Origin of the sequence: Fluviicoccus keumensis (assembly GCF_004217445.1) — a bacterium.
GTDB classification, from domain to species: domain Bacteria; phylum Pseudomonadota; class Gammaproteobacteria; order Pseudomonadales; family Moraxellaceae; genus Fluviicoccus; species Fluviicoccus keumensis.
On sequence record NZ_SHKX01000001.1, the window covers coordinates 1 to 12,007 of the forward strand.

General features: G+C 63.6%; 7 protein-coding genes. 5 read left to right on the forward strand and 2 right to left on the reverse strand.

Annotated features, from left to right (window positions below; all coding sequences use genetic code 11):
* Positions 1–135: 135 nt before the first annotated feature.
* Positions 136–1,830: a bifunctional protein-serine/threonine kinase/phosphatase gene (locus tag EV700_RS00005; RefSeq protein ID WP_130410309.1), complete on the reverse strand. Its 1,695-nt coding sequence runs from the start codon at positions 1,828–1,830 to the stop codon at positions 136–138.
* 163 nt (positions 1,831–1,993) lie between these two features.
* Positions 1,994–3,463, reverse strand: coding sequence for an MFS transporter (locus EV700_RS00010; protein WP_130410310.1), 1,470 nt, complete (start codon positions 3,461–3,463; stop codon positions 1,994–1,996).
* Positions 3,464–3,832: 369 nt separating this feature from the next.
* On the opposite strand from EV700_RS00010, the gene EV700_RS00015 reads away from it, so the two are divergent.
* The 5 genes from EV700_RS00015 (at position 3,833) to EV700_RS00035 (ending at position 11,998) form a co-directional block, all read left to right on the forward strand.
* Positions 3,833–5,053 (forward strand): NAD(P)/FAD-dependent oxidoreductase, encoded by a 1,221-nt coding sequence (locus EV700_RS00015; RefSeq protein ID WP_130410311.1) that lies wholly within the window; start codon positions 3,833–3,835, stop codon positions 5,051–5,053.
* Positions 5,010–7,721, forward strand: a complete 2,712-nt coding sequence (locus tag EV700_RS00020) for a molybdopterin-dependent oxidoreductase (RefSeq protein WP_207224528.1) — start codon at positions 5,010–5,012, stop codon at positions 7,719–7,721. Before EV700_RS00015 ends, EV700_RS00020 begins: the two co-directional genes overlap by 44 nt.
* Positions 7,722–7,867: 146 nt before the next feature.
* Positions 7,868–10,396: a nitrite reductase large subunit NirB gene (gene nirB / locus EV700_RS00025; protein WP_130410313.1), complete on the forward strand. Its 2,529-nt coding sequence runs from the start codon at positions 7,868–7,870 to the stop codon at positions 10,394–10,396.
* 173 nt (positions 10,397–10,569) lie between these two features.
* A complete protein-coding gene (gene nirD / locus EV700_RS00030; RefSeq protein WP_130410314.1) occupies positions 10,570–10,896 on the forward strand; it encodes a nitrite reductase small subunit NirD in 327 nt (108 codons plus the stop codon).
* An 82-nt stretch (positions 10,897–10,978) separates the two neighbouring features.
* Positions 10,979–11,998 (forward strand): hypothetical protein, encoded by a 1,020-nt coding sequence (locus EV700_RS00035; RefSeq protein ID WP_130410315.1) that lies wholly within the window; start codon positions 10,979–10,981, stop codon positions 11,996–11,998.
* The last annotated feature ends 9 nt before the right edge of the window (positions 11,999–12,007 follow it).

Sequence of the window (12,007 nt, forward strand, 5' to 3'; positions counted from 1 at the left end):
AGCGTCAGACACTCGATCTATAACCCGTCGGGGACGGCTATGGCCACTTTGCTTTCAGCGGCCTACTGTCAGGTGAATACCATCACTACACATATAAACCAATTTTGAGTTCATGATGATGCGTCAGGCGAAGTCCTACCGCAGCAACCATCCCCCCATCACCAAATTCCCCACCACCGACACCGCCGCCAGCACCTTCCAGAACAACACCGGATCGCGCTCCAGCCACGGCTTGCCCGCCAGCGTCAACGCCGTGTTCGGCGTGCGGATATCCGCCAGGAACTCGCTCAACTCCGGATAGCGATGCTCCGCATTCAGGCTCAGCGCCTTCGACAACGCGGCATCCAGCCACACCGGCACATGCGCGTTCTGCTTGCAGGCGCTGGTGTAGGCCAGCTTGCGGAAATCGCCCGGCGAGACCGCATTCACATAACCCGGCCCGTAGGGAAACTGCCCGGTCAGCAACTCATAGAACAACACCGCCAGCCCGAACTGGTCGGCGCGATGATCCCGCTTCACCCCCAGCGCGTACTCCGGCGCGGCATACTCCGCCGCGCCCGGCCGCAGCGTCAGGTTCTCGCTCAGGCTGCCGACGGTGGCGCTGCCGAAGTCGATCAGCACGAGTTTCCCGTCTTTCGTTACCAGAAAATTATCCGGCTTTACATCCTGATGCAGGGTCTCCCGGCGGTGCAGTGCGCGCAGGGCTTTAACCGCGGGTAGGGCAAAGGCCATCACCGTTTCCACCGGCGCATCCGGGTTGTCGCCGCGCCATTGCCGCAGGGTTTGCCCCTCCACATAGTCCTGAATCAGGTACAGGAAAGTGCGCGGCCGTTCCGGGGCATGGGTGCGGATGATTTCCGGCTGGTGGAAACGCTGGCCGATCCAGTCTTCGCGCTGGAAGGCGCGCAGGGCTTCGGGGTCGTCACTGAGGTTGGGAGACGGTGATTTCAGGGCGTAGACCCTGCCGCTGGCCAGATCGGTGACGCGGTAGAGGTGGCTGCGGGCGTTGGCGTGAACTTCGGCTTCGATGCGGTAACCGTCAATGATCCGGCCGGGTTGCAGCGTGTCGGGCAACAGCGGCAGGGCGCTTTCGTCGGCCACGTGCTTGTCGGCGGGCGGTAGCGAGACGATTTCCACCAGTTGGCAGGAGCGGTTGTCATCGCTGTGCCGTGCTTCGGCGCAGGCCAGCAGTTCCTCGCAGCGTGCTTCCAGCGTTTCCGAGCGCATGGCGACAATGTCGCACAGTTCCCGCGAGGGCACGAAACCGTGGATGCCGTCGGTGGTCAGCAGGTAAAGGTCGCCGGGTTGCACGTTGATTTCGCGGTAGTCCATTTCCACCCGCCAGGCCATGCCCAGCGCGCGCGTCAGCTGGTTGCCGTGGCGGGTGACCAGCGCGTGGTCGGTAGTCAGGCACTCCCAGTCGTTGCCGCGCAAGCGCCACAGGCGGCTGTCACCGATATGGAAAATGTGCCCGGTGGCTCCCCGCACCACCAGCGCGGTGAAGGTGGTGAGGAAGGCTTGATGGGCGTGTTGATAATGCTGGCCCTGACCGTGCAGCCAGCGGTTCAGCGCCTCCAGCACCTTGGCGCCGGAGGTCTTGACCGACCAGCTGGCCGGGGTGGCGAAGAAGTCATTGAGGAAATTGGTGACACTGGTTTCCGCCGCGATCCGTCCGCCTTCCACGCTGCTGACGCCATCGGCGATGGCTGCCGCGAGAGTGCAGGCCGACAAGCCGTGGCCTTGCGGCAGGTGCAGGCCGATCGCGTCATCATTGCCGGTCTTGGGGCCGGTGGCGGAGAGTTGGGCGGCGCGGGCGGTGAGGGTGGGCACGGGTTAATTCTCCATAAAACACCTCCCTCTCCCCCAGTGGGAGAGGGCCGGGGAGAGGGGTGCGGAAAGTCGCCCGGACACAACGGCAGTTCAAGATCGGCCGCAGTACCCCTCTCCCTAACCCTCTCCCACAAGGGGAGAGGGAACTTTCAGCGGAGTCGTGTTACTCCACGGCAATCAAATGCACATTCCCCTCGGCATCCTTTTCCACCATATGGCCCTTGGGTTCGCTGATGTACAGACCGCCCAGGAAGGCCACCGCTGAGGTTCCGGCCAGCACCACGAAGAAGGCGGAGGGGCTGACGAAGCTGAGCACGGTGAGGAAGACAACGCCGCCGACGTTGCCGTAGGCGCCCGCCATCCCGGCGATCTGGCCGGTCATGCGGCGCTGGATCAGCGGCACCACCGAGTAGACCGCGCCACAGGCGCACTGCACGAAGACGGAGGTGGCGATGACCACGGCAATCGCGCCGCCCAGCGACCAGCTGCCGTTCATTTGCGACATCAGCAGGTAGCCCAAGGTCTGGCCGCCCAGCGCAATCAGCAGCATCTTGCGGCGGCCGAAGGCGTCGGAGAGGAAGCCGCCGCCGGGACGGGCGAACAGGTTCATCACCGCGAAGCAACCGGCGGTCATGCCCGCCATCACCTTGCTGACGCCGAAGTTGTCGATGAAGAACATCGGCAGCATCGACACCACCGCCAGTTCGGAACCGAAGCAGGCCATGTACGCCACGTTGAGGATGGCGACTTGCTTGAACTGGTAGCGCGGGGCGGCGGGGTGTTCGCCGGTGAACAGATGCTTGTTGACGTGCCAGATCTTGCTCCACTGGTAGACGGCCAGCGCGGCGATGACGGCGTAGGCGATATAGGCGCTATTCATCGACAGCAGTTTCAGCCCGGCCGGGGACAGACGCCAGGTGAGGATGGCCAGCGCGGCGTACAGCGGAATGTTCATCAGCGCGTAGGCGATGAAATCGCCCTTGCTGGTGACTTCCAGCCCGCCAACCTTTTGCGGCTTGAAGTAGGTGGAGCCTTCCGGGGTGTCGCGAACACCACGATAGAAGATGACGCTGTAAACGATGGCGATGATGCCGGTGCAGGCGATGGCGTAGCGCCAGCCGTCGTCGCCACCGAAGGCGAGGGCGAGGGCGGGCAGCGACATCGAGGCCACGGCCGCGCCGAAGTTGCCCCAGCCGCCGTAGATGCCTTCGGCGATGCCGACTTCACGCGCCGGGAACCATTCGCTGACCAGACGGATGCCGATCACGAAGCCCGCGCCGACCGAACCCAGCAGGAAGCGGGTGACGGCCAGCCATTCAAAGGACTGGGCGGCGGCGAAGGTGAGACAGAGCACACCGCAGAAGGCAAGCAGGAAGCTGTAGCTGCGGCGCGGCCCGTATTTGTCCACCAGCACGCCCACCAGAATCCGCGTGGGGATGGTGATGGCGACGTTCAGCATCAGCAGAGCTTTCACTTGCGCGTCGGTAAGGTGGAAATAGGCCTTGATGGTGGGCATTAGCGGCGCGGCGGCGAACCAGATGATGAAGGTGATGAAGAAGGCCAGCCAGGTGTAGTGCAGCGTGCGGATGCGCGGCACGTTCCAGGAGAGTAGCGGTAGCGTCTTGAATTTCATGGTTCAGGTCTCGCAACGGGGGCAAAAGGGTTCGTTACACCGTCGGCATTGACGGTATCGAAGGTCATTCAGCGCGCCATTGCGTGAAACCCGGTCTTGGAAACTGTTAAGCAAGGAGCGTGCCAGTGGTAAAGCCGGGTTTTCCCGGCCCTGGCGGCGGTGAAAGCCCCAAAACAGGCGTTCGGCGTGCTTTTGGGGCGATTTGTGCGTTGATCTGGTGCGGTGCACTACGGGCAGGCACGGTCGGGATCACACAGGTTTTTTTCGGCCTATAGATGAAGGGTTAAGGCCGCCGGCACCGTGTTGCTCGGTTGGCACAACTTTTGCCTTGGCGGTTGTAAACCTATTTTGGATTGAGTGGTCATCGCCATGAACAAAGCGAGACTGGTGGTCATTGGCAACGGCATGGCCGGGATGCGCACGGTGGAGGAGTTGCTGAAACTGGCGCCCGACCGTTACGAGATCACGGTGATCGGCCGCGAGCCTTACGGCAACTACAACCGCATCATGCTGTCGCCGGTGCTGGCCGGGGAAAAGCAGTTCGACGACATCGTGCTGCACACGCCCGAGTGGTACAAGCGCCACGGCATCGAGCTGGTGTCAGGGCAGACGGTGGTCGATATCCACCGTTCCAGGCGCGAAGTGCTGACTGATGGCGGTCTGGTCTTCCCCTATGACCGCCTGCTGCTGGCTACCGGCTCGGTGCCGTTCATCATCCCGGTGCCGGGACACGATCATCCCTCGGTGGTCAGCTTCCGCGACATCCAGGACGTGGAGCGCATGCTGTCCGTAACCGAGCACAAGCGGCGCGTGGCGGTGATCGGCGGCGGCCTGCTGGGGCTGGAAGCGGCCAACGGCCTGCTGAAGCGCGGTGTTGAAGTTACGGTGATCCACGATGTGAACTGCCTGATGAACCGGCAGCTGGACAGCGAGGCCGCGCACCTGCTGGAGCAGGATCTGGCTGCGCGCGGCATGAAGTTCCGGCTGGGCGCGCAGACCAAACAGATTGTCGCCCGCGACGGCGAGCATCTCAGCCACATCGAGTTCAAGGACGGCTGCCTGCTGGAAACCGATCTGGTGATCATGGCCGTCGGCATCCGTCCCAACGTGGCGCTGGCGAAACAGGCCGGGCTGCAGGTGGACAAGGCGATCCTGGTCAACGACACCCTGCAAACCTTCGACCCGAAAATCTATGCGGTCGGCGAGTGCGTGCAGCATCGCGGCAGCCTGTTCGGGCTGGTGGCGCCGCTGTATGAGCAGGCGCGGGTCTGCGCCACGCATCTGGCCGAAATTGGTGTCAGCCGTTATGTGCAGAAAGCCACCGCAACGACGCTGAAAGTCAGCGGTGTGAACCTGTTCTCCGCCGGGGATTTTTCCGGCAAGGACGCAGAAGTGATCGTGCTGCGCGACATCGCCGCCGGGGTCTACAAGCGCTTGTTCCTGAAGGAAAACAAGCTGGTGGGCGCGGTGCTGTTCGGCGATACGCAGGATGGTTCCTGGTATTTCGACCTGATCGGGCGGCAAGCCAATGTGGCCGGTCTGCGCGATGAATTGTTGTTTGGCAAACGGGAGATGGCGGATGCTTGCTGATGCGGTTGTGAAGACCACCTGCGCCTATTGCGGGGTCGGTTGCGGCATCGCCGCCACCGTCACCGATGCGGCGGCGCGGGTGGTGGACATCAAGGGCGATATCACCCATCCCGCCAACTTTGGCCGCTTGTGTTCCAAGGGCTCGTCGCTGGGTGAAACCGTCAGTCTGGAAGGACGGCAGCTGGTTCCGGAAATCAACGGCCAGCCCGTCGCCTGGGCCACGGCAACGACAAAAATTGCCAGTGAATTCAAGCGTATCCGTGACCAGCATGGCCCGGACGCGATTGCCTTTTATGTCTCCGGCCAGTTGCTGACCGAGGATTATTACGTCGCCAACAAGCTGATGAAGGGCTTTATCGGCAGCGCCAACATCGATACCAATTCGCGGCTGTGCATGTCGTCGGCGGTGGCGGGTTACAAGCGCGCCTTCGGGGCCGACAGCGTACCCGCCAGTTACGAGGACTTCGCCCATGCCGAGCTGATGGTGCTGGTCGGTTCCAACACCGCCTGGTGCCATCCGATCATTTTCCAGCGCATCAAGGCGATCAAGGCCGAAAAGCCGAACCTGAAGGTGGTGGTGATCGACCCGCGTGAAACCGCCACTCATGAAATTGCCGACCTGCACCTGCCGATCAAGTCCGGCGGCGATGTGCTGCTGTTCAACGCGTTGCTGGCCGAACTGGCGGAACGCGGCGCGGTGGATACGCTGTTCACTGCCGCGCATTGCACCGGGCTGGAAGCCGCCGTGGCCTCGGCCAAGGCCGATCGCGGCGACCGCGCCACGCTGGCGGCACGGCTGGGCATTCCCGCCGACCGCCTGCACACCTTCTTCGACTGGTTTACCGCCACCGAACGCACGCTGACGATGTATTCGATGGGCGTCAACCAGTCCAGCGCCGGCACCGACAAGGCCAACGCCATCATCAACTGCCATCTGGCCACCGGCCGTATCGGCAAGCCCGGCGCGGCGCCGTTCTCGCTGACCGGCCAGCCCAACGCCATGGGCGGCCGCGAGGCGGGCGGCCTGGCGAACATGCTGGCGGCGCACATGGATCTCGAAAATCCGGCGCACCGCGAGCGCGTGCAGCGTTTCTGGGGAGCGCCGTCGATTCCGCAACAGCCCGGCCTGAAGGCGGTGGACCTGTTCGACGCCGTGCATGAGGGCAAGGTGAAGGCGGTGTGGATCATGGCCACCAACCCGGTGGTGTCGTTGCCCAACGCCGACCGCGTGCGCGCGGCGCTGGAAAAATGCGAGCTGGTGATTGTCTCCGACTGTATCGCCGACACCGACACCATGCGGCTGGCGCACATCAAGCTGCCCGCGCTGGGCTGGGGGGAGAAGGACGGCACCGTCACCAATTCCGAACGCCGCATTTCCCGGCAGCGCGGGCTGTTGCCGCCACCGGGCGAGGCGAGGCCGGACTGGTGGGCGCTGGCGGCAGTGGCTAAGGCGATGGGCTACGCCGAGGCCTTTGCTTACGATCACCCGGCGCAAATCTTCCGTGAACACGCCGCGCTGTCCGCCTTTGAGAACAATGCCGAATCCGGTATCCGCGACTTCAATATCGGCCTGCTGGCGCAGCTGGACAACCGTGAGTACAACGCGCTGAAGCCCGTGCAGTGGCCGGTGACGCCGGACGCGCCGCTGGGCACCGAACGGCTGTTCACGGACAACCGTTTCTACACCCCGGACGGCAAGGCCCGGCTGGTGCCGCTCGCTTATCGTGCGCCGGTCAACGCGCTGTCGGCGGACTATCCGCTGGTGCTGAACACCGGCCGTATCCGCGACCAGTGGCACACCATGACCCGCAGCGGACTGACGCCGCGCTTGCTGCAACATATTGGTGAGCCGTTCGCGGAAATGCACCCCGATGAGGCAAAAAATCGCGGCCTCACCGAAGGCGGGCTGGTGCGTCTTTCCAGCCGCTGGGGCAAGGCGGTGGCGCGGGTCCAGTTCAGCACAGGCCAGCAGCCGGGTCATGTCTTCATGCCCATGCACTGGACCGGCGTGCTCAGCCGCAGCGGTCGTGTCGGCGCGGTGGTGAACCCGGCGGTGGACCCCGTTTCCGGTCAGCCCGAGAACAAGCACACGCCGGTGGCGGCGGAACGTTATCCCGCCGCCTGGCACGGCTATCTGCTCAGCCGCGCGCCGTTGGCCCTGCCCGCCGTTGATTATGCGGTGGCGATCCGGCTCGACAACGGCTGGCGCTACGAGTTGGCTAATGACCATGTCCCCGATGACTGGACCGGCTGGGCGACCGCCTGGCTGCAACAGCCGGAAGGGGAAGTGCTGGAATATCAGGATGTTACGCGCGGCATTCACCGTTACGCCTGGATTGCCGACAGCGTGTTGGCGGCGCTGGCCTTCTTCGGACCGGAAGCCGAATTGCCGCCGCGCGCCTGGCTGCAGTCGCTGCTGGGCAAGCCGGTGGATGCGCTCAGCCGCCGCGCGCTGCTGTCGGGCAAGCCCGCCGATCCGGAGGCCGATGTCGGTCGCATCATTTGCGCCTGCTTTGGGGTGGGGGAGAAGACCATCACCCGCGCCATTGGTCAGCAAAATTTAAAAAATGTCGCGGAAATCGGCAAATGCCTGAAAGCTGGCACGAATTGTGGATCATGTCAGCCAGAGCTGAAAAAACTCATTCCCTGTGAGGCGATCCCCGCCTGACAGAACCAGTCCTCCGAACCGGCAACGTCGTCGGCGGTGGGACTTCAGCAACACCCGTAACCTTTTTTGCAGACAACGTCGTCTGTGTGCGCCGCCGGAAACGCAACCGGTCGGACGCTTCCAGCCTTTAACCGCAGGAGACAGCGATGCGTATAGTCATGATTGGTCACGGCATGGTCGGACAACGTTTTCTGGAAACCCTGGCCGCCCGCGCCGGGGACATGGTGCACGTCACCGTCATTGCCGAAGAGGCCCGCCCCGCGTATGACCGGGTGCAACTCTCAGCCTTCTTCAACGGCAAGACTGCCGAAGACCTCAGCGTCACCCCGCACGATTTCTTCGACGCCACCGGCTACCAGCTGAAGCTGAACACCCGCGCCACCGGCATCGACCTGGCGGCCAAGACCGTCAGCACCGCCACCGGCGAAGTGGTGCCCTTCGACAAGCTGGTGCTGGCCACCGGCTCCTATCCCTTCGTGCCGCCGGTGCCGGGCAACGACCGCGAAGGCTGCCTGGTCTACCGCACCATTGAAGACCTGGAAGCCATCCGCGACGCCGCCGCCAAGTCGAAGGTGGGCGTGGTGGTCGGCGGCGGCCTGCTGGGGCTGGAAGCCGCCAAGGCGCTGAAGGACCTGGGCCTGCAAACCCATGTCGTCGAATTCGCGCCCCGGCTGATGGCGGTGCAGATTGATGACGGCGGCGGCCGCCTGCTGCGCCGCAAGATCGAGGCGCTGGGCGTTGGCGTCCACACCGAACGTAATACCAAGGAAATCGTCGACGGCGAAACCTGCCGCCACGCCATGAACTTTGCCGACGGCAAGGTGCTGGAAACCGACATGATCCTGTTCTCCGCCGGTATCCGCCCGCGTGACGAACTGGCCAAGTCCTCCGGCCTGATGGTCGGCCCGCGCGGCGGCATCGCCATCGACAACGTCTGCCGCACCAGCCACGAAGACGTTTACGCCATCGGCGAATGCGCGCTGTGGGACAACAAGATCTACGGACTGGTAGCGCCCGGCTACAGCATGGCCGATGTCGCCTGCAACCACTTGCTGAATGGCCATCACAAGGAATTCCTCGGCGCCGACATGAGCACCAAGCTGAAGCTGATGGGCGTCGATGTGGCCTCCATCGGCGACGCGCACGGCAGCACGCCGGGCAGCCTGACCTATGTCTACGTCGATGACCGCGCCGAAATCTACAAGAAGCTGGTGGTGTCTTCCGACGGCAAGAAGGTGCTGGGCGCGGTGCTGGTCGGCGACGTGGAAAGCTACGGCGACCTGCTGCAACTGAAGCTCAACGACATGGAACTGCCGGACAAGCCGGAAGTGCTGATCCTGCCCGCGATGGAAGGCAGCCCGCGCAAAGCCTTCGGCCCGGACGCGCTGCCGATGAGCGCGGTGATCTGTTCCTGCAACAACGTCACCAAGGGCGATATTTGCAGCGCCATCGACGGCGGCGTGAAAGATCTGCCCGGCCTGAAGGCGTCCACCAAGCTGGCCACCAGCTGCGGCGGCTGCTCGGCGTTGGCCGGGTCCGTCCTCAAGTGCGAACTGGAAAAGCGCGGCGTCGAAGTGAAGAAGGACCTGTGCGAACACTTCGCCTTCTCGCGCCAGGAGCTGTTCCACCTGATCAAGGTCGAAGGCATCCGCAGTTTTGACGAATTGGTCAGCAAGCACGGCAAGGGTCTGGGTTGCGACATCTGCAAGCCGACGGCGGGCTCCATCTTCGCCTCGCTGTGGAACGAGCACATCCTGAAGAAGCCGCTGGCCGGCCTGCAGGACACCAATGACTACTTCCTGGCGAACATGCAGAAGGACGGCACTTACTCGATCGTGCCGCGCATTCCCGGCGGCGAGATCACCCCGGACGGCCTGATCACCATCGGCGCCATCGCCAAGAAATACAACCTCTACACCAAGATCACCGGCGGCCAGCGCATTGACCTGTTCGGCGCGCGCATGGAGCAACTGCCGGTCATCTGGAAGGAACTGGTCGATGCCGGTTTTGAGTCCGGCCACGCCTACGGCAAGTCGGTGCGCACGGTGAAGTCCTGCGTCGGTTCCACCTGGTGCCGTTACGGGGTGGGCGACTCGGTCGGCTACGCCATCGACATCGAAAACCGCTATCGCGGCCTGCGCTCGCCGCACAAGCTGAAGTTTGCGGTCAGCGGCTGCACCCGCGAATGCGCCGAAGCGCAAAGCAAGGACGTCGGCATCATCGCCACCGAGAAGGGCTGGAACCTGTATGTCTGCGGCAACGGCGGCATGAAGCCCCGTCACGCCGAACTGCTGGCCAGCGACCTCGACCGCGAGACGCTGATCAAGTACGTCGACCGCTTCCTGATGTTCTACATCCGCACCGCCGACCGCCTGCAACGCACCAGCGTCTGGCGCGACAACATGGAAGGCGGCCTGGAATACCTGAAGGCGGTGATCATCGACGACTCGCTGGGCATTGGCGAGGAACTGGAAAAGCAGATGCAGTACCTGGTCGACACCTTCGAATGCGAATGGAAGGCCGCCATCAACGACCCGGAAACGCTGAAGCGCTTCAAGCCCTTCGTCAACAGCGACGAGACCGACAGCAACGTGGTCTTTGTCGATGAACGCGGGCAGATCCGTCCGGCTACCGGCGCGGAGAAGAAGGGCCGGATCGCGGTGGCGGAGGTTTGAGCGTAACCGAACACGCTTGGCTCCCTCTCCCGTTGCGGGAGAGGGCGGGGGAGAGGGGTGCGGCGGTGGCTCTGAGATAACGGTGTGTTTGAGTCACTTTCCGTATCCCCCCTCTCCCTAACCCTCTCCCCCCTAGGGGGAGAGGGGACTACATCATCAAGAGGAAAAACATCATGTCGAGCACTCTCGTCAAAGTCTGCAAGGTCCACGATATTCCCGTCAATCTCGGCGTCGGCGCGCTGGTGAAGGGCGAGCAGGTGGCGCTGTTCCATCTGCCCACCGGCGAAATCTACGCGCTGGGCAATTTCGACCCCTTCTCGGAAGCCAACGTGCTGTCACGCGGGCTGGTGGGCGACCTGCAAGGGCAGAAGGTGGTGGCGTCGCCGATCTACAAACATCACTTCAACCTGCAAACCGGGGAGTGCCTGGAAGACGCCGGGGTGAAGATTCCGGCGTATGCGGTGGTGGTGCAGGGCGACGAGGTCTATCTCGCGGTTTGAGCGGGCCATTTTGTCCCGATGACACCTGCTGCGAAATGGTGCAAGACTGGTATGATCGGCGTCAGTGACCTGGAGCGCCACCATGACCGACGATCAGCCCGAACAGCCCGTTTCGCCTGAAATACCGGAAGAAAGTCCCCGACCGACGCTGGCGCGCCGCGCGCTGGAACGCGCCACGGATGTCGCGGTAGCGGTGGCCGGCGTAGCGGGTGGCGCAGCCAAGACGGCGGTCGATGTCGCGGGCGGCACGGCCCGCGCCGTGGTCGAGGCCGCCGGAGAAGCCACCGCCGTGGTGGTGGAAGTGGCGGGCGATAGCGCCCGCACCGCGCTGGAACTGACCTCCAGCGGCGCTTCCATGGCCGCCAAGCTGGCCGAGGGCAGCGCCCGCGTTTCCGCGCAGATTGCCAGCGAAACGGCGCGGCTGGCGGCGCAGATCGCGCAGGAAGCCGCCCTGCAAATGGCCCAGACCTACCTGGGCAAGTCCACCATGACCTTCGCCCTGCCGGAAAGCCTGATCAACAAGCATCTGCGCGAAATGGCGAAGGAATACGATTTCATCGACTACGTCACCGTCGACTGCGACAAGGACCGCCTGCTGGTGGTGCTGGACGGGCATCACGAGCGTCTGGTCTATACGGTGACGCTGCAGTTCGACGTGCTGGAATGCAAGGTATCGCACGAGGAGAAATTCCTGCTGTTGCGGCTGGTGGATGAAAACCTGGATGCGCAGATGCGCGAAGCCAATCCGTTGGCGAACTTCGCGCTGCGGCAGGTGGCCAAGCGCGGTTTCAAGATCGCCAACAAGATTCCGGTCTATGCGCCCATGGTGCAGATGCTGGACCGCCTGCCTGGCCTCAGTCAGGAAGGGCCGCGCCTGTGGCGGGTGGCGCTGCACGAAAGCCATCTGATCGACCTGCTCAACAACCGTTCGTGGATGGTGGACAAGCTGATGAGCCTGAGCGACCTGAGCGTGCTGCCGGGGCTGTCGATTCTGAAGGACAGCCGGGAAATGCTGATCCGGCTGGTCAACCAGTTTGAAATCCGCTCGATGCGGGTGATGCCGGGGCGGCTGGAAGTGCTGATCGGGATCAATACCGACTGAGGCGGGCGT

Bases quoted from the DNA above. Each gene is read 5' to 3' on its own strand.
- nirB (WP_130410313.1), top strand. From the start codon at position 7,868: ATGCGTATAGTCATGATTGGTCACGGCATGGTCGGACAACGTTTTCTG.
- EV700_RS00010 (WP_130410310.1), bottom strand. From the start codon at position 3,463: ATGAAATTCAAGACGCTACCGCTACTCTCCTGGAACGTGCCGCGCATC.
- EV700_RS00020 (WP_207224528.1), top strand. From the start codon at position 5,010: ATGAATTGTTGTTTGGCAAACGGGAGATGGCGGATGCTTGCTGATGCG.
- nirD (WP_130410314.1), top strand. From the start codon at position 10,570: ATGTCGAGCACTCTCGTCAAAGTCTGCAAGGTCCACGATATTCCCGTC.
- EV700_RS00035 (WP_130410315.1), top strand. From the start codon at position 10,979: ATGACCGACGATCAGCCCGAACAGCCCGTTTCGCCTGAAATACCGGAA.
- EV700_RS00015 (WP_130410311.1), top strand. From the start codon at position 3,833: ATGAACAAAGCGAGACTGGTGGTCATTGGCAACGGCATGGCCGGGATG.